The 18,077-nt window shown below is 66.3% G+C and carries 16 protein-coding genes; 4 read left to right on the forward strand and 12 right to left on the reverse strand.

Annotated features, from left to right (window positions below; all coding sequences use genetic code 11):
- From FN976_RS20865 to FN976_RS20890, 6 genes are all read right to left on the reverse strand, one after another.
- Nucleotides 1-774, reverse strand: a complete 774-nt coding sequence (locus FN976_RS20865; protein WP_145895005.1) for an ABC transporter ATP-binding protein — start codon at nucleotides 772-774, stop codon at nucleotides 1-3.
- 241 nt (nucleotides 775-1,015) lie between these two features.
- On the reverse strand, nucleotides 1,016-4,309 hold the full coding sequence (icmF, locus tag FN976_RS20870; RefSeq protein WP_145895006.1) for a fused isobutyryl-CoA mutase/GTPase IcmF: 3,294 nt from the start codon (nucleotides 4,307-4,309) through the stop codon (nucleotides 1,016-1,018).
- Between the two features lie 19 nt (nucleotides 4,310-4,328).
- Nucleotides 4,329-5,171 carry a PPK2 family polyphosphate kinase gene (locus tag FN976_RS20875; protein WP_145895007.1) on the reverse strand — a complete coding sequence of 281 codons (843 nt, stop codon included), beginning with the start codon at nucleotides 5,169-5,171 and terminating at the stop codon, nucleotides 4,329-4,331.
- A gap of 66 nt (nucleotides 5,172-5,237) precedes the next feature.
- Entirely contained in the window at nucleotides 5,238-7,238 is a 2,001-nt protein-coding gene (locus FN976_RS20880; protein ID WP_145895008.1) for a TRAP transporter large permease, read from the reverse strand.
- Nucleotides 7,235-7,858: a TRAP transporter small permease subunit gene (locus tag FN976_RS20885; RefSeq protein WP_145895009.1), complete on the reverse strand. Its 624-nt coding sequence runs from the start codon at nucleotides 7,856-7,858 to the stop codon at nucleotides 7,235-7,237. The genes FN976_RS20880 and FN976_RS20885 overlap by 4 nt, the downstream gene beginning before the upstream one ends.
- A 76-nt stretch (nucleotides 7,859-7,934) precedes the next feature.
- Nucleotides 7,935-9,050, reverse strand: coding sequence for a TRAP transporter substrate-binding protein (locus FN976_RS20890; protein WP_145895010.1), 1,116 nt, complete (start codon nucleotides 9,048-9,050; stop codon nucleotides 7,935-7,937).
- 193 nt (nucleotides 9,051-9,243) lie between these two features.
- Here FN976_RS20890 and FN976_RS20895 point away from each other — a divergent pair, with 193 nt between their 5' ends.
- Genes FN976_RS20895 through FN976_RS20910 form a run of 4 tightly spaced genes read left to right on the forward strand, consistent with a single transcriptional unit; the run spans nucleotide 9,244 to nucleotide 12,246 of the window.
- Entirely contained in the window at nucleotides 9,244-9,651 is a 408-nt protein-coding gene (locus FN976_RS20895; protein ID WP_145895141.1) for a rhodanese-like domain-containing protein, read from the forward strand.
- A gap of 16 nt (nucleotides 9,652-9,667) precedes the next feature.
- Complete coding sequence (gene argJ, locus FN976_RS20900) at nucleotides 9,668-10,894, forward strand: bifunctional glutamate N-acetyltransferase/amino-acid acetyltransferase ArgJ (protein WP_145895011.1); 1,227 nt, start codon at nucleotides 9,668-9,670, stop codon at nucleotides 10,892-10,894.
- A 3-nt stretch (nucleotides 10,895-10,897) separates the two neighbouring features.
- Nucleotides 10,898-11,770, forward strand: coding sequence for an ATP-binding protein (locus FN976_RS20905; protein WP_145895012.1), 873 nt, complete (start codon nucleotides 10,898-10,900; stop codon nucleotides 11,768-11,770).
- Complete coding sequence (locus FN976_RS20910) at nucleotides 11,767-12,246, forward strand: NUDIX domain-containing protein (RefSeq protein ID WP_145895013.1); 480 nt, start codon at nucleotides 11,767-11,769, stop codon at nucleotides 12,244-12,246. Before FN976_RS20905 ends, FN976_RS20910 begins: the two co-directional genes overlap by 4 nt.
- A 3-nt stretch (nucleotides 12,247-12,249) precedes the next feature.
- Here the strand turns inward: FN976_RS20910 and FN976_RS20915 are convergent, their stop codons facing one another.
- From FN976_RS20915 to pilB, 6 genes are all read right to left on the reverse strand, one after another.
- Nucleotides 12,250-12,471: a DNA gyrase inhibitor YacG gene (locus FN976_RS20915; protein ID WP_145895014.1), complete on the reverse strand. Its 222-nt coding sequence runs from the start codon at nucleotides 12,469-12,471 to the stop codon at nucleotides 12,250-12,252.
- 11 nt (nucleotides 12,472-12,482) lie between these two features.
- The gene (zapD, locus tag FN976_RS20920; RefSeq protein ID WP_145895015.1) at nucleotides 12,483-13,235 is read right to left on the reverse strand and encodes a cell division protein ZapD; all 753 of its coding nucleotides are present in this window, start codon (nucleotides 13,233-13,235) and stop codon (nucleotides 12,483-12,485) included.
- Between the two features lie 171 nt (nucleotides 13,236-13,406).
- Nucleotides 13,407-14,012: a dephospho-CoA kinase gene (gene coaE / locus FN976_RS20925; protein ID WP_145895016.1), complete on the reverse strand. Its 606-nt coding sequence runs from the start codon at nucleotides 14,010-14,012 to the stop codon at nucleotides 13,407-13,409.
- A gap of 10 nt (nucleotides 14,013-14,022) precedes the next feature.
- On the reverse strand, nucleotides 14,023-14,961 hold the full coding sequence (locus FN976_RS20930; protein WP_145895017.1) for a prepilin peptidase: 939 nt from the start codon (nucleotides 14,959-14,961) through the stop codon (nucleotides 14,023-14,025).
- Entirely contained in the window at nucleotides 14,961-16,175 is a 1,215-nt protein-coding gene (locus tag FN976_RS20935; RefSeq protein ID WP_145895018.1) for a type II secretion system F family protein, read from the reverse strand. The genes FN976_RS20930 and FN976_RS20935 overlap by 1 nt, the downstream gene beginning before the upstream one ends.
- A gap of 15 nt (nucleotides 16,176-16,190) precedes the next feature.
- Complete coding sequence (gene pilB / locus FN976_RS20940) at nucleotides 16,191-17,930, reverse strand: type IV-A pilus assembly ATPase PilB (RefSeq protein WP_145895019.1); 1,740 nt, start codon at nucleotides 17,928-17,930, stop codon at nucleotides 16,191-16,193.
- Nucleotides 17,931-18,077 lie beyond the last annotated feature (147 nt).

An 18,077-nucleotide genomic window follows, 5' to 3' on the forward strand; every position in this document is an offset into this window, starting at 1 on the left:
TCAGTGCGCTCCCTGGAGCGCGACATCGGCGCTGCCCATGTAGGCTTCGATCACCTGCGGGTTGGCCGAGACTTCGGCATAGGGGCCGTCGGCGATGATCGCGCCGCGCTGCAGCACCGTGATGCGGTCGGCGATGGACGACACCACGCCCATGTTGTGTTCGACCATCAGGATGGTGCGGCCGACGGAGACCTTCTTGATGAGCTCGGTCACCCGATGCACATCCTCGTGGCCCATGCCCTGGGTCGGCTCGTCGAGCAGCATCAGGTCCGGTTCGAGCGCCATCGTCGTCGCCAGCTCCAGCGCGCGCTTGCGGCCGTAGGGCAGGTTCACGGTGAGTTCCTTGCCGAAATCCTGCAGGTCGACCGCGGCCAGCAGCTGCTCGGCGCGCTCGTGCAGGTGGTGCAGCGAGCTCTCCGGCTTCCAGAAGTGGAAGGAGGTGCCCAGGTTGCGCTGCAGCGCGGCGCGCACGTTCTCCAGGGCGGTCAGGTGCGGGAACACGGCCGAGATCTGGAACGAACGGACGATGCCGCGCCGTGCCGTCTGGGCCGGCTTTTCGTGCGTGATGTCCGTGCCGAGATAAGTGATGGTGCCGCGGGTCGGCGGCAGGAATTTCGTGAGCAGGTTGAAGAAGGTCGTCTTGCCCGCGCCGTTGGGGCCGATCAACGCGTGGATGTCCCCGCGCCGGACCTTGAGGTCGACGTTGTTGACCGCGACGAAGCCCTTGAACTCCTTCGTCAGGCCCCGGGTCTCCAGGATGGTCTCAGCGGACAAGGTTTCCTCCGGCTCTTGCAAACAGGCGCGGCGCGCCCTCGGTCTGGAGGCGAATGTAGGAATTCGTGCTGCGGTGCAGTAAGGGGGTAAGACCTTAGGTAGTTTTGCGTGATGAGCTGAAAGAGCTCACCGCATCCTTCCGCGAGGCCTGCAGATCCTCGGCCTGTTGCTACGAAAAGAGGAGCTTAAGCCGGATGTGGCAACCTGTCAGAAGTCTGACCTACTTCGCCTGGCCCTTGCGTCACATGTTGCGGCGGTACTGGCCGCCCACTTCGAACAGTGCGGTGGTGATCTGGCCCAGCGAACAGACCCGCACCGCGTCCATCAGCACTTCGAAGACGTTGCGGTTGTCGATCACCGCCTGTTGCAGCCGCTGCAGCATCGCCGGCGCGGCGCCGGCGTGGCGCGCGTGGAAGTCGTGCAGCCGCTTCAGCTGGTTCTGCTTCTCCTCGTCGGTCGAGCGGGCCAGCTCCAGCTTCTCCATCACGGTGTCGCCGTGCGGATTGCGGAAGGTGTTGACGCCGATGATGGGCAGCTCGCCCGTGTGCTTCTGCATCTCGTAATGCATGCTCTCGTCCTGGATCCGGCCGCGCTGGTAGCCGGTTTCCATCGCACCCAGCACGCCGCCCCGCTCGGCGATCCGTTCGAACTCGGTCAGCACCGCTTCCTCCACCAGCTCGGTCAGCTCGTCGATGATGAAGCTGCCCTGGCTGGGGTTCTCGTTCTTCGCCAGGCCCCATTCGCGGTTGATGATGAGCTGGATGGCCATGGCGCGGCGCACCGATTCCTCGGTGGGCGTCGTGATGGCCTCGTCGAACGCGTTGGTGTGCAGCGAGTTGCAGTTGTCGTAAATGGCGATCAGCGCCTGCAGCGTGGTGCGGATGTCGTTGAACTGGATCTCCTGCGCGTGCAGGCTGCGCCCGGAAGTCTGGATGTGGTACTTCAGCTTCTGGCTGCGCTCGTTTGCGCCGTACTTGTCCTTCATGGCCGTCGCCCAGATCCGGCGCGCCACCCGGCCCATCACCGTGTACTCCGGGTCCATGCCGTTGCTGAAGAAGAACGACAGGTTGGGCGCGAAGTCGTCGACGTGCATTCCGCGCGCGAGATAGGCCTCCACGAAGGTGAATCCATTCGACAGCGTGAACGCGAGCTGCGAGATCGGGTTGGCCCCGGCTTCGGCGATGTGGTAGCCCGAGATCGAGACCGAATAGAAGTTGCGCACGTCGTGGTGCACGAAGTATTCGGCGATGTCGCCCATCACCTTGAGCGAGAACTCGGTGGAGAAGATGCAGGTGTTCTGGCCCTGGTCTTCCTTCAGGATGTCGGCCTGCACGGTGCCGCGAACGTTCGCCAGCACCCATTCGCGGATCTTGGCGGCTTCGGTGTCCGTGGGTTCGCGGCCGTTGTCGCTCTTGAACTTCTCCAGGTTCTGGTCGATGGCGGTGTTCATGAACATCGCCAGGATCGACGGCGCCGGGCCGTTGATGGTCATGGACACCGAGGTCGCCGGATCGCACAGGTCGAAGCCGGAGTACAGCACCTTCATGTCGTCCAGCGTGGCGATCGACACGCCCGAGTTGCCGACCTTGCCGTAGATGTCCGGGCGCAGGTCGGGGTCGTTGCCATAGAGCGTGACCGAGTCGAAGGCCGTCGACAGGCGCTTGGCCGGCATGTTGGCCGACAGCAGCTTGAAGCGGGTGTTGGTGCGGAAGGCGTCGCCTTCGCCGGCGAACATGCGGGTGGGGTCCTCGCCCTCGCGCTTGAAGGCAAAGGTGCCGGCCGTGTACGGGAAGCTGCCGGGCACGTTCTCCAGCATCAGCCACTTGAGGATCTCGCCGTGATCCTCGTACGTGGGCAGGCTGACCTTGCGGATGGTGGTGCCCGAGAGCGATTTGGTGGTGAGCCTGGTGCGAATTTCCTTGTCGCGGATCTTCACCACGTATTCCTCGCCGGCGTAGGCCTGCTGCATCTCCGGCCACTGCTTGAGCAGATGCAGCGCATCGCGGTCCATGCGGGCGAGCCGCTGGCCTGCCAGATCGAGCGAAGCTTCGGCGGCCGGGGCGCGGTCGGGCTTGCCTTCCTTCAACATGCGCGCGGCTTCCTTCAGCTGCTGGATCTCGCGCGCGAGCCGGGCCTGTTCGCGGGCGCGCTTCTTGTAGCTGCGCACCGTGTCGGAAATCTCCGCGAGATAGCGGCTGCGGGCCGCCGGCACCACCGGCGTCTGGTTGGTGCTGTGGCGAACGGCGACGGCGGGCAGTCGGCCTTCAGCCAAAGGCAGGCCGAGTTCCGCCAGCCGGGGCTTCAGCGCCTGGTAGAGCGCGGTGACACCGTCGTCGTTGAAGCGCGCGGCCATCGTGCCGAAGACCGGCATGTCGTCCTGCTTCTTGCCCCAGGCCTCCTTGTTGCGCTGCACCTGCTTGGCCACATCGCGCAGCGCATCGGCCGCGCCCTTGCGGTCGAACTTGTTGATGGCCACGAACTCGGCGAAATCCAGCATGTCGATCTTCTCGAGCTGGCTGGCCGCGCCGAACTCCGGCGTCATCACGTACATGGGGACGTCCACATGCGGGACGATGGCGGCATCGCCCTGGCCGATGCCGGAGGTCTCCACGACCACCAGGTCGAAACCCGAGGCCTTGCAGGCCGCGATGACGTCCGGCAACGCCGCCGAGATTTCGCTGCCGAAGTCACGCGTGGCGAGCGAGCGCATGTAGACGCGGGGGCCCTGGCTCCAGGGATTGATCGCATTCATCCGGATGCGATCGCCCAGCAGCGCCCCGCCGCTCTTGCGGCGCGAGGGATCGATGGAAATGATGGCCACGCGCAGGGCGTCACCCTGGTCGAGCCGCAGGCGGCGCACCAGTTCGTCGGTGAGCGACGACTTGCCGGCGCCGCCGGTGCCCGTGATCCCCAGCACCGGCACCTTGTGGCCGGCGGCGGCGGTGCGCAGCGCCTGCACCAGGGCGGCGTCGGCGCTGCCGTTTTCCAGCGCCGTGATCAGCTGCGCCAGGGCACGCCAGTGCTGTTCTTCCCGGCCCTGGATCGCGGCCAGTTCACGCGGCGCGAAGGACGCGAGGTCCTTGTCGCAACGCATCACCATCTCGCCGATCATGCCCTGCAGGCCCATGCGCTGCCCATCTTCCGGGCTGTAGATGCGCGTGACGCCGTAGTCATGCAGTTCGCGGATTTCCGAAGGCACGATCACGCCGCCGCCGCCCCCGAACACCTGGATGTGCGCACCGCCGCGCGACTTCAGCAGGTCGACCATGTACTTGAAGTACTCGACGTGGCCGCCCTGGTAGGAGCTGATGGCGATGCCCTGAACGTCTTCCTGCAGGGCGGCCGTCACCACCTCGTCCACGCTGCGGTTGTGCCCCAGGTGGATGACCTCGGCGCCCATGCCCTGGAGGATGCGCCGCATGATGTTGATGGCGGCGTCGTGGCCGTCGAACAGGCTGGCCGCCGTGACGAAGCGCACCTTGTGCGTGGGACGGTAGTTCGCGAGCGCCTTGAATTCGGCGGACAGGTCGGTCATGGAATTTGTCTTTTCAATCTCAGGCGATCACCAGGCCCTTCAGGGCCGGGTCGCCGGGGGGATAACGCAGCTTGAGCTTCTTCAGCGCGTCGCGCACGACGGTGGCGATCATCAGGTTGCGATGCGTTTTCGAGTCGGCGGGCACGATGGTCCAGGGCGCCCATTCGGTGCTGGTGGCCCGTAGCAGCGACTGGTACGCCTTCTGGTAGTCGGCCCACTGCTTGCGGACTTCGACGTCCCCCATGCTGAACTTCCAGCGCTTGGCGGGGTCGTCCAGCCTTTCCTGCAGGCGGGTGCGCTGCTCCTCGGCGCTGATGTGCAGCATGAACTTGAGGACGAGCGTGCCGTTCTCGGTGAGCATGCGCTCGAAGTCGTTGATCTGGCGGTAGCGCTGCGCGACCACATCCGCGGAGATCCATTGATTGACGGCCGGCACCAGCACGTCTTCGTAGTGGCTCCGGTTGAAAACGGTGATCTCGCCCGCGCCAGGCATCGCCTTGTGGATGCGCCAGAGGTAGTCGTGCCCGCGCTCCTCCTCGGTGGGTGCCTTCCAGCCGACGGTGTGCACGCCCAGCGGGCTGGTGCGGGCGAAGACGCCGCGCACCGTACCGTCCTTGCCCGCGGTGTCCGTGCCCTGCAGGACCACCAGCACCTTGAAGCGGCGGTCCGCGTAAAGCAGGTTTTGCAGGCCGTCGAGTTCGACGGCGAGCTTCTCCACCGCGGCGACGTCCAGCGCCTTGTCACCGCTGGACCAGGGCTTGGCCGCCGGGTCGATGTCCTTCAGGCGGAACGAGGCCGCGCGCTTGCCCGCAGGGGGCTGCCAATCGGCGAGCGCGGGCGCGCGGGAGCTGGGCTTGGCCATGGGCAGTGCGTCTCCGGGGAGGGAAGACGCACTGTAATTGACGTTTACGTCAACGTCAATGTGAGCTCAACGCGAGTAGAGCAGTTGCGGCAGCCACAGCCCGATCGCCGGGAACTGGTACAGCAGGATGATCGCGATGACCTGGATTCCCATGAACGGCAGCATGCCCAGGAAGATCTGGTTCAGCGTCACGTGCGGTGGACTGACCCCTTTCAGGTAGAAGGCGGCCATTGCCACCGGCGGGGACAGGAACGCGGTCTGCAGGTTCAGCGCGACCAGCAAGCCGAAGAACAGCGGGTCCACCCCGAAGTTGTCGAGCAGCGGGATGAAGATCGGCATGAAGATCACGATGATCTCCGTCCACTCCAGTGGCCAGCCCAGCACGAAGATGATGACCTGCGACAGCACGAGGAACTGGGTTTTCGACAGGTTCATCGACAGGACCCAGCGCTCCACCAGTTCCTGCCCGCCCAGCAGCGCGAAGGCCGCCGAGAAGATCGCGGAACCGACGAACAGCCAGCACACCATCGCGGAAGTCTTGGCCGTGAGGAACACGCTTTCCTTGACCACGTTGAAGGTCAGCTGCCGGTAGGCGATGGCCAGCAGGAAGCCGCCCAGCGCGCCGACGGCCGCCGCCTCGGTGGGTGTGGCCAGTCCCATCACGATGGAGCCCAGCACCGCCATGATCAGGATCAGCAGCGGGAAGAAACTGGTCAGGAGCATCTTGAAGATCTCCAGCCGGCCGAAGCTCAGCACCGCATAGAAGATCGCCAGCAGGGCCGCGAAGACCCCGAAGGTGACCCAGTAGCCCTTGCCGGCTTCGGTGCGTGGGGCATCGGTGGCGGGAGCCGGCGGGGCGGGCGGCGTCACTGCGGGCGGTGCGCTGGCAGTGGCCGCGGGCGGCTCCTTCACGCCTTCGGCCGGCGGCTCCTTCACACCCTCGGCCGGTGCCTCGGCCAGGCCACCTTCCGCAGGCGGCTCTTTCAGGCCGCCTTCGGCGGGAGGCTCGGCCAGCCCGGATGAACTCGCCGGGGGTTCCGCGAGCCCACCGGCCGATCGCTGGGCGGGTTCGTTGCCTTCGCCCATCCGGGTCAGGCCGCTGGCCGCCTGCGCCTGGTCGAACACGGGCGCGGTCGCGGCCTGGTAGCCCCAGAGCGCCAGGAAGACGAAGACCAGCAGGGGCGCGAAGACGATGGCCAGCTGCCCCAGCAGGAAGCCGGTCGGCACGTCCTTGTTCTTCGAGCCTTTCAAGGCGTTGAGCAGCACCGGCACCGCATGGGCCTGCTCCGAAGGCGCGATGCGCTGCGTGTAGACCGGCAGCGGAACGCGCCGGTCTTCCGGCGCGAGTGGGGGTGCCATCGAAGGCCTGATCTTGGCCACGATGATGACGTACACGATGTAGAGGCCCGCCAGCATCAGCCCCGGGAAGAAGGCGCCGGCATACAGCTGCACCACCGAGACGCCAGCCGTGGCGCCGTACACGATGAGCAGCACCGAAGGCGGGATCAGGATGCCGAGGCAGCCGCCCGCCGTGATCGCGCCGGCCGACATCTGCACGCTGTAGCCCGCGCGCAGCATGGCCGGCAGGGCCAGGAGCCCCATCAGCGTGACGACCGCGCCGACGATGCCGGTGGCTGTCGCGAACACCGCGCAGGTGACCAGCGTGGCCACCGCGAGCGCGCCGGGCAGCCGCGCCATCGCCAGGTGCAGGCTCTTGAACAGCTTCTCGATCAGGTTCGCGCGCTCGACCAGGTAGCCCATGAAGACGAACAGCGGGATCGAGATCAGCACGTCGTTGGCCATCACCTTGTAGGCGGCCTGCACCATCAGGTCGAGCGTCTTCTGCAGGTCCCGGTCGTACGCGAGCCAGGTGAAGATCATGCCCATGCCCATGAGCGTGAAGGCGGTGGGGAAACCCAGCATGATGGCGACGACCACCAGCGACAGCATCAAGAGGCCGATGTGGCCACGTTCGATGCGCTCCACGCTCACCAGCATGCCGAGGGCCGCGAGGATGATGATCCCCATCAGGATGAAGCCGAACCACAGCTCCTTGCGGATCTTCATGGCTTCACCCCTTCCTTGCGCACGACGACAGCGTCGAGGGCGGCGATATCCTCGTCCTTCACGTGCACCATCGCTTTGAGCTTTTCGACGTCGACCTCCTCGACGTCCTGCTCCCGCGAGGGCCAGAAGCCGTCACGGATGCAGAGCACGCAGCGCGCGATCTCCACCAGCCCCTGCAGCAGCAGCATGGCGCCGGCGAACGGGATGAAGAATTTGAAGGGATAGACCGGGATGGGATCGGCGTTGAACGTCTGTTCGCGGATCGCCAGTGCGTCGGTGAAGAACACCCAGCCGGCCCATGTCATCGCGATGACGCCGGGCAGGAAGAACAGGATGTAGAGGATCAGGTCCAGCGTGGCCTGTGTGCGAGGCTGGAAGAAGCCGTAGAGCACGTCGCCGCGGACGTGGCCGTTCTTGGAGAGCGTGTAGGCACCGGCCATCATGAACAGCACGCCGTACATCATGATCTGGGCGTCCAGCATCCAGCCGTGCGGCGTCCCGAGCACGTAGCGCGAGAACACCTCCCAGGAGATCGCGAGCGTGAGGAAGACGATGGCCCAGGCGAAGAACTGCCCCACCCAGGTGGAGAATCGGTCGACGGCGAGCAGGAGTTTCTGCATTTGTTGTTGTACCTTCTTGCAAAGAAAAAGGCGGCATGCCCACCGGCAGCCGCCCCGGACCCAGCCGGCAGCCGGCTCAGGTCTTCTTCGCGCCCTTGCCGAAGTAACGGTCGTAGGCGATGCGGAAATTGATGTTGTAGTCGTTGTCCCAGGCCACGGCGCGCTCGGCGAAAGCCTTTTGCGAGTCGAGCACCTTCTGGAACACAGGGTTCTCCTTGGCCTTCGCGGCGATCACCTTGTCCCACGAGTCCAGCTGCGCCTTCAGGATCGAGTCGGGCGTCTTGTAGAAGTTGACCTTCGCCTTCTTCAGCTCGATGTAGTCGGCGGAGTTGCGGTCGACCATCTTCCAGCTCATGTCGGCACTGGCGGCCTGCACGCCATAGGTGATGATGGCCTTCAATTCAGCCGGCAGGGCGTTGTACTTCGCCTTGTTGAACAGGATCTCGAACTGCTCGCCGCTCTGGTGGAAGCTCTGCAGCATGCAGTTCTTGGCCACGTCGGGGAAGCCCAGCACGCGGTCGGACGAGGAGTTGTTGAATTCCGCGGCGTCGATCAGGCCGCGATCCAGCGCCGGGACGATCTCGCCACCGGGCAGCGGGTTGACCGCCGCGCCGAGGTCCTTGAACACGTCGACGGCCAGGCCGACGGTGCGGAACTTCAGGCCCTTCATCTGCGACACGTTCGACACCGGCTTCTTGAACCAGCCGAGCGGCTGCACCTGCATCGGGCCATAGAGGAACGAGACCACGTCCATGTTGATGGACTTGTAGATTTCCTCCAGCAGCGCCTTGCCGCCCCCGTATTCATGCCAGGCCAGCACCATGTTGGCGGTCATGCCGTACGCCGGGCCGGAGCCCCAGAGCGCGAGCGCCGAGTTCTTGCCGTAGTGGTAGGCGACGACGCCGTGGCCGCCGTCGAGCGTGCCCTTGTTGACCGCTTCGAGCAATTGGAAAGCCGGGACCACCGCGCCCGACGGCAGCACCTCGATCTTCAGCTTGCCGCCCGCCATGTCGTTCACCTTCTTGGCGAAGTCCTGGGCGTATTCGTGGAAGATGTCCTTGGCCGGCCAGGTGCTCTGGAAGCGGAACGCCGCGGTCTGTGCCGTGGCGATCATCGGCGCCGACATGGCAGCGCCCGCCACGGCCGCACCCTTCAGCAGGCTGCGGCGGCGGGGTGTCTTCGGTAGGGTCATTCGTTGTCTCCTGGTGGTTATGCGTTAGCACGCTATCTTTTGCAGCGCGTTCATCGCGCGTTAAGAGGGTTTTCACCAAGCAAGGTGGCGCCTTGCCTCTGGTGCTCGTACTTAGGTTCCCGTTGCGCAGCGGGCGAGGGCTCGCGACGCTGGCAAAATCCTGTCGATGAGTGATCCAGCCGCACCGGACCGAATGCAGCCCCGTCCCGCCCAGGGCTATGCCGGCGACGTGACGCCCGAACTCGCGTGCCGGTGGTGGCAAGCCGGCGAGGCCGTGCTGGTGGACGTGCGCAGCGACGCGGAGCGCGAATGGGTCGGCTTCGTGCCGGGCGCAGTGCCGCTGGCCTGGAAGCAGTGGCCCGGCATGGTGATGAACGCGGGCTATGACGAGCAGATGAAGGCGGCGGTGCCCAGCGGCAAGAAGGCCGTCCTGCTCTGCCGCAGCGGCGTGCGTTCGATCGCCGCGGCGAAGCGGGCCACGGAACTGGGCATCGAGGCGTACAACATCCTCGAAGGCTTCGAGGGCGACCCAGATGAATCCGGCCAGCGCGGCCGCAAGGGCGGTTGGCGCCTGCGCGGGTTGCCCTGGCGGCAAAACTAACCAAGAGAGAATTTCCATGGCAGTCAACCTGAGCGCGCCCACCGCGGCCGCGCTGCACCCCGTGCCAGGCGTCCGCATCGGCGTCACGGAAGCGGGCATTCGCAAGGCGAACCGGAAGGACCTCACGGTCTTCCTGCTCGATGAGGGCGCGTCCGTTGGCGGCGTCTTCACCAAAAACCGTTTCTGCGCGGCGCCCGTCCAGGTGTGCCGTGAGCACCTGGCACACGGCGACATCCGCGCCATGCTCATCAATACGGGCAATGCCAACGCCGGGACGGGCGAAGACGGCATGGTGCGCGCACGCGCCACCTGCATCGCCCTGGCGCGGCACCTGAATCTCGCGCCGGAGCAGGTGCTGCCGTTCTCCACCGGCGTCATCATGGAGCCGCTGCCGGCGGACCGCATCGAAGCCGGCTTGCCCGCGGCCCTCGCGGACGCGCAACCCGGGCACTGGCTGCGCGCCGCCGAGGGCATCATGACCACGGACACCGTGGCCAAGGCCTTCAGCCGGCAGGTGACCATCGGCGGCGTGACGGTCACCGTGACCGGCATCAGCAAGGGCGCCGGCATGATCCGCCCCAACATGGCGACCATGCTCGGCTTCCTGGCGACAGACGCGCGCATCGACGGTTCACTGCTGCAGGAGCTGGCCTTCGAGCTGGCGGAGGGCTCGTTCAATCGCGTGACGGTCGACGGCGACACCTCCACCAACGATTCCTTCATCGTCGTCGCCACCAACCGGGCGAAACACGCGCCCATCACCGCCATCGACAGTCCCGAGGGCCGGGTGCTCAAGCAGGCGATGCTGGAAGTGTCGCGTCTGCTGGCACATGCCATCGTGCGCGACGGCGAAGGCGCCACCAAGTTCATCACCGTGCGGGTGGAAGGTGGCCAGACCGCCGCGGAATGCCGCCAGGTGGCGTACGCCATCGCCCATTCGCCACTCGTGAAGACGGCTTTCTTCGCCAGCGACCCCAATCTCGGGCGCATCCTCGCGGCCGTGGGCTACGCCGGCATCGCCGACCTCGATCCGGCCGGCATCGACCTGTACCTCGACGACGTGCACGTCGCCAAGGGCGGTGGCCGCAATCCCGCTTACCGCGAGGAGGACGGGCAGCGCGTGATGAAGCAAAGCGAGATCACGGTGCGCGTGGCCCTGGGCCGGGGCACGGCCGCCGACCAGGTGTGGACCTGCGACTTCAGCCACGAGTACGTGACGATCAACGCCGACTACCGGTCCTGAACGATGAATGAGAAGTTCGAGCAATTGATCGAGCGCGCGGGCCAGTTGCTGACGCGCATCGAGGCCATCCTGCCGCAGCCGCTGACCGCCCCGGATTGGAATGCCTCCACCGCCTGGCGCTACCGCAAGCGCGCCAGCGGCCACGGCAACCTGGAGCCGGTGCGCCACGTCGCCGCCATCCGCCTCGGCGACCTGAAGGAGATCGAGCCGCAGAAGGAGAAGATCCAGCGCAACACCCTGCAGTTCGTGCAGGGCCATCCCGCCAACAACGTGCTGCTCACCGGCGCGCGCGGCACCGGCAAGTCCTCGCTGATCAAGGCCTGCCTGAACGAGTACGCCGCCCAGGGCCTGCGCCTGATCGAGGTCGACAAGGCCGACCTGGTGGACCTGCCCGACATCGTCGACGTGGTCGCGGCGCGGCCCGAGAAGTTCGTCGTGTTCTGCGACGACCTGAGCTTCGAGGAGGGCGAGGCCGGGTACAAGGCGCTCAAGTCCATCCTCGACGGCTCGGTGTCCGCGGCTTCGCCCAACGTGCTGATCTACGCCACCAGCAACCGGCGCCACCTGCTGCCGGAGTACATGAAGGAAAACCTCAGCTACAAGCACACGGACGATGGCGAAGTGCATCCGGGTGAGGTGGTGGAGGAGAAGATCTCCCTGTCCGAGCGCTTCGGGCTGTGGGTGAGCTTCTATCCCTTCACCCAGGACGAATACCTGGCGATCACCGCGCAGTGGCTCGCGCACTTCGGCACACCTGCGGCGGCCATCGAAGCGGCGCGCGCCGAGGCCCTGGTCTGGGCCCTGGAACGCGCATCGCGCAGCGGCCGGGTGGCCTACCAGTTCGCACGGGACTACGCAGGCCGGCACGGCGGATGACACGAACGGCTGGTCCCCTGGTGGCCGATGGCGACCTGCCGCGCATGGGTGGGGCCGGTCGGGCGCAGGTGGAAGTGGCGGTGGGCGTCCTGGTGCGCAACGATGGGGCCTTCCTGCTCACCTCGCGGCCACCCGGCAAGGTCTACGAGGGCTACTGGGAATTTCCAGGCGGCAAGCTGGAGCGGGGCGAGACCGTCGCGCAGGCCCTGCGGCGCGAACTGCGCGAAGAAATCGGTGTCGAGGTCGGCCCGATTCACCCCTGGCGGGTCGAGGTGGTGGACTACCCGCATGCGCTGGTGCGGCTCAACTTCTGCAAGGTCTACGCCTGGTCGGGCGAGCTGCACATGCACGAGGGCCAGCAGTTCGCCTGGCAGCAGTTGCCGGTGCAGGTGCGGCCGGTGCTGCCCGGCACCGTGCCGGTGCTGCAATGGTTCGCCGCCGAACGCGCGTTCCCGGCCGCCACTCACGTGGCCTGAAGGTCAGGAAAGCTTCGGGTCCCCGAACGGCACGTCGTCCGGAGGCGTCTCGTCAGGCACCCGGAAGCTCTCGCTGGCCCAGGCCCCGAAGTCGATGCTCTTGCAGCGTTCACTGCAGAAGGGGCGGAACGGATTGCTCGGCGCGTAGACACTGTCCCCGCCGCACGCGGGGCAGCGCACCAGCCGCGGCTTGGCCGTGTGCGACTCGGGTCGATGACTCGCCATTCCGGGACTCCTCAGGAACAGAGGGTGACTTCGAAGGCGGCGTTGTCGCTGCTCGCGTGCATGCGCTCGCTGTCCTGCCGCATCAAACGGACCGAGACGATCAGGCGGTTGCCGCTGATCTCCGGCACCAGGCCCAGGGCCGGGTCGATGCGCAGGCGCAGCAGCTGGAAGGTGCGGCCCTGGGGCAGCGTCTGCTGCAGCTGGCCGCCGGTGGCCAACACCTTCTGGGGCGTGCCCGAGTCGCGCAGCAGTTTCAGCAGCACCTGGATGGCTTCGGCCAGGGCGCCGAAATGGTTGGCCCATCGTTCCAGGTCGGCCTGGCGGTCACTGCTGCTGCGGTGCTGCCAGGCGTAGTAGCCGGGCAAATCGAACTCGCAGGTGCCCCCCGGGATGCCCGCGCGGCTGCGGATGCTCATCAGCCACTCGTTCTCGGTGAGCGGCTGCCCCGACTTGCCGGGCATGTGGTTCAGCGCATGGAAGCAGGCATCGAGCTGGCCAATGACGCCGTCGAGCACACCTTCGGCGATCGCGGGGTTGCCCCGGTAGCCGTTCAGGACCATCTTCTGCTTTTCCAGGTCCTTCATCACGTCGGACTTCAGGTCGGCACGCGCGGCCACGTCCATCACCTCGAAGATGGTGGCCAGCGCGTAATGGTGGTCCAGCGGGTGGGTGCGGGGGATCAGCTCACCCAGCCGGCGAAAGAGGTGCTCCAGCCGCAGGTAGGTCCGGATGCGTTCGTTGAAGGGGTATTCGTAGAGGATCACGCGGGACGATGCTGGTAGGAAGTGCGCCGTGCGCATCATAGAGTAGCCCGTCACGCGCCGGCTGCGGCGCGCGGTAACACGGCGTCGCCGGCCGCCGCGGAACCGGCTTCGCCGGGCCGCTGGGGGCGCCCCCTTGAGGGGGAGGCGGCCGAAGGCCGCTTCGGGGGTGGGTCAATTCAGCCCGAAGGTCTTCGCGACCTGTGCCACTTGGCTTCGCAGAGCATCCAGTGTTAATGCTTGGTTGCAAATGACCAGGTCGGCGGCGGCCAGGCGCAGCGCGCGCGGGGCCTGGGCGGCGATGATGGCGCGTACCGCGTCCGGCTCGAGTGCGCTGCGCGTCACGACGCGGGCCACCTGCGTTTCGGGCTCGCAGTCGACCACCAGCACGCGGTGCAGCTTCGCCCGCCAGCGGCCCGACTCCACCAGCAGCGGGATGTCGTAGACGATGCAGGGCATGCCGGCCGCCTCGGCTGCGGCTTCCTGGCGCTGCACTTCGGCGCCGACCAGCGGGTGGATGATGGCCTCCAGCTCCTTGCGGGAGGCGGGCTGCGAATAGGCCAGTTCGCGCATGCGGGCGCGGTCCAGGGCGCCAGAGGCGTCGATGAAACCGGCACCGAAGTGGGCGGCGATCGCGGGGACGGCGGCACCACCGGGTGCCGTGACGGCGCGCGAAATGGCATCTGCATCGATGGCTGCCGCGCCCATTTCGCGCAGCATTTCCAGCACCGTGCTCTTGCCGCTGCCGATGCCGCCGGTCAGGCCGATGCGCCAGGCCATGAATGCCGCGCTAAGGACTGCCGAAAGGGAAGGCGAAGGGGAACAGCGCGGGCACCCGCGCCGGTCCGATCACCAGGCAAACCAGGCCGGCACCTGCGAGGTAGGGGCCGAAGGGCATCGGCACCTCCTTGTTCGCGAGCTTGCCCACGACCAGCAGGATCACGCCGATGACAGCGCCCACCACGGACGACACGAGGATGATCGCCAGCAGGTAGTGCACGCCGAACCAGGCACCCAGGCCGGCCAGCAGCTTGAAGTCGCCATAGCCCATGCCCTCCTTGCCGGTCAGCAGCTTGAAGAGGTGGTAGACGGACCAGAGCGCCAGATAACCGGCTGCGCCGCCCAGGACGGCGGACTGGAGCGGCACCGTCCACCCCGCGGCCGCGGCCAGGAGGCCCAGCCAGAGCAGCGGGTAGGTCAGGTCGTCGGGCAGCAGGAACGTGTCCATGTCGATGAGAAAGAGCCCGATCAGCAGGAAGGCGAACGCGGCCCAGGCGGCCGCCTGGGGGCTGAGCCCCCAGCGCCAGGCGCACAGCGCGAAGAAAGCGGCGGTCACCGTTTCGACGATGGGATAGCGTGGGCTGATCGGCTTGCCGCAGCCGGAGCACTTGCCCCGCAGCGCCAGCCAGCTGAAGACGGGAATGTTTTCGTACCAGCGGATCATGTGGCCGCAGTGCGGGCAACGCGAGCGCGGCTGGGCGAGAGAGAGCGGGGGCAAGGCTTCCAGCGCGTTGCCCATGGCCGCGGTTTCCGCGACCAGCCCCTTGGACGGCGGCCGTGCGAAGACCGCCTGGTGCGTCTGCGGATCGGCCAGCGTGGCGTGGATTTCCTTCCACCAGTCCCGGTCCATGACCTTCGGGAAGCGGTGGACCACCACATTCAGGAAGCTGCCGAAAAGCAGGCCGAAGACGCCGGCGATCGCGGCGTCCACGGCGGGGAACACGAACATCAGACGACTTGGCCGAGCTTGAAGATGGGCAGGTACATGGACACCACGATGCCGCCGATCAGGCCGCCCAGGAACACGATGATGATGGGCTCCATCAGGCTGGACAGGCCGGCCACCATGTCGTCGACCTCGGCTTCATAGAAGTCCGCGGCCTTGCCGAGCATGTGGTCGATGGAGCCCGATTCCTCGCCGATCGCGCACATCTGCAGCACCATGGACGGGAAGACGTTGGCGTTGGTCATCGCGGCCGTGAGGCTGGTGCCGGTGGAGACTTCCTGCTGGATCTTCTCGGTCGCGATCTGGTAGATGTAGTTGCCCGAGGCGCCACCGACGGAGTCGAGCGCTTCCACCAGCGGCACGCCGGCGGCGAACATGGTGGCCAGCGTGCGCGTCCAGCGCGCGATGACCGACTTGTAGACCAGGTCGCCGAACACCGGCAGCTTGAGCATCAGGCGGTCCATGAAGATCTGCACCTTCTCGCTGCGCCGCCAGGCCTGCATGAAGAAGTAGAAGCCGCCGCCGAGGCCGCCGAAGATCAGCCACCACCACTTGACGAAGATCTCGCTGCAGGCGATCACGAACAGCGTGGGGGCGGGGAGGTCTGCGCCGAAGGAGGTGAATACCTCCTTGAACGCCGGGATCACGAAAATCATGATCACCGCCACCACGACGAAGGCCACGACGACCACCGCGATCGGGTACATCAGTGCCGACTTGATCTTGGACTTGATCGCCTCGGTCTTTTCCATGTAGGTCGCCAGCCGGTCCAGCAGGCTTTCCAGGATACCGGCCTGTTCGCCGGCTTCCACCAGGTTGCAGTACAGGTTGTCGAAGTACAGGGGGTACTTGCGGAATGCGGCCGACAGGGAGGTGCCGGTCTCGACGTCGGTCCGGACGTCGTTCAGCAGCTTGGTCACGCTGGCGTTCGCGTTGCCGCGGCCGACGATGTCGAAGGCTTGCAGCAGCGGCACGCCGGCTTTCATCATCGTCGCGAGCTGGCGCGTGAAGATGGCGATGTCCTTGGGCTTGATCCGCTTGCCGGAGCTCATCCGGCGCTTCTTGATCTTGGTCGGCGACACGCCCTGGCGCCGCAGGGCCGCCATGACCTGGTTCTCGCCGGCGGCCCGGGTCTCCCCGCGGACCTGCTTGCCGTTGCGGTCCTTGCCCTCCCACTCGAAGACGAACTCTGAAACCTTGGTAGCTGCCGTGGCCATAGTCAGGGACTCCTCTTATTCATTGGTGACGGCCAGCACTTCCTCGAGGGAAGTCAGGCCCTGCTTGACCTTCTGCAGGCCGGCTTGCCGCAGGCTGCGGACGCCTTCCTTGAGCGATTGCTCGGCGATGTCGATCGCGCTGCCGTCGGCCAGGATGATGCGCTGCATGTCCTCGCTGATCGGCATCACCTGGTAGATGCCGACCCGGCCCTTGTAGCCATTGTTGCAGGCGGAACAGCCGACCGGATGGTAAGGCGTCCAGCTGCCGTCGACATCTTCTTCCGTGAAACCGGCGTCGATCAGGTTCTCGTAGGGGATGTCGGCCGGCTGCTTGCAATTGGGGCACAGGCGCCGCGCCAGGCGCTGCGCGGTGATCAGGATGACGCTGGAGGCGATGTTGAAGGGCGCGATGCCCATGTTGCGCATCCGCGTGAGCGTGGTCGGCGCGTCGTTCGTGTGCAGCGTGGACATCACCAGGTGGCCGGTCTGGGCGGCCTTGATGGCGATGTCCGCGGTTTCCAGGTCGCGGATTTCGCCGACCATGATGATGTCCGGGTCCTGCCGCAGGAACGACTTGAGGGCGACCGCGAAGGTCAGGCCGGCCTTGTCGTTCACGTTGACCTGGTTCACCCCGGGCAGGTTGATTTCCGCCGGGTCTTCGGCCGTGGAGATGTTGATGCCCGGCTTGTTCAGCAGGTTCAGGCAGGTGTAGAGCGACACCGTCTTGCCGGAGCCGGTGGGGCCGGTGACCAGCACCATGCCGTAGGGCCGGCCGATGGCGTCGAGCAGTCGCTTCTTGTCTTCGGGCTCGTAGCCCAGGGCCTCGATGCCCACCTTGGCGGCGGCCGGGTCCAGGATCCGGATGACGATCTTCTCGCCGAACAGCGTGGGCAGGGTGCTGACCCGGAAATCGATCACGCGGTCGGGACCGACCTTGAGCTTCATCCGGCCGTCCTGCGGGACGCGCTTTTCGGAGATGTCCATGCGCGAGATCACCTTGACCCGCGAAGCCAGCTTGTCCTTGATGGCAACGGGGGGCGAGGCGATCTCCCGCAGCTCGCCGTCCACCCGGAAGCGGACGCGGTAGGTGTGCTCGTAGGGTTCGAAGTGCAGGTCCGACGCGCGGGCGCCGATCGCGTCCAGCAGCATCTTGTGCAGGAACTTGACGACCGGCGCGTCTTCGACGTCGGAGGTGGCGCCCTTGTCGTCCTCGTCGACGACCGCGCCGTCCATCGTCGATTCGTCGAACTCGAAGTCCTCGCCGATGATGCTGTCCATGGCCTCCGTGGCCGTGGTGGCGTTGGCCTCCACCATCTTGGTCAGCTTGTCGTACTCGGCGATCACCCAGTCGACGCCCATCTGGGTGGCGAACTTGATCTTGTCGGCGGCCTGCTGGTCCGACGGGTCGGCCGTGGCGACGATCAGCCGGTTGTTGCGCTTGGACAGCACCACCACCCGGTAAGCCACGCAGATCTTGTTGTCCAGCAGGTTGCGGGGCAGCCGCTGGATGTCGATGGCGTCGAGATCGAGCAGGGGCGCGCCGAAAGCGCTCGACATCGTGTGGGCCAGGTCCGAGGCCGACACCGCGCCCGAGCCGGTCAGTTCGGCGATGAAGCTGGTGCGGTTGGCCTGCGCCTTGCGGTAGATCTCGTCGGCGGACTTCTGCCCCAGCTTGCCGGCGGAGACGAGCGCGCGCCCCAGCCCCGGCAGGGCGACGGAGGAGGCTTCAGCGGCGGCGGGATCGACAGCGGCCATTAACTGCGAGGTTCTCTGCGGAGTTCGCTACGGGGTTCGGGCACGAAAAAACAACGCCTCGTGGAGGACAGCATTCACCTATCATCGCCAAAAGCAGAGCTGCTGTAAATGCGTCCACCCCCGAACTGGGCCCCGCAGTTGGGTGGA

It is taken from the genome of Caenimonas sedimenti (assembly GCF_007833165.1).
GTDB classification, from domain to species: Bacteria; Pseudomonadota; Gammaproteobacteria; order Burkholderiales; family Burkholderiaceae_C; genus Ramlibacter; species Ramlibacter sedimenti.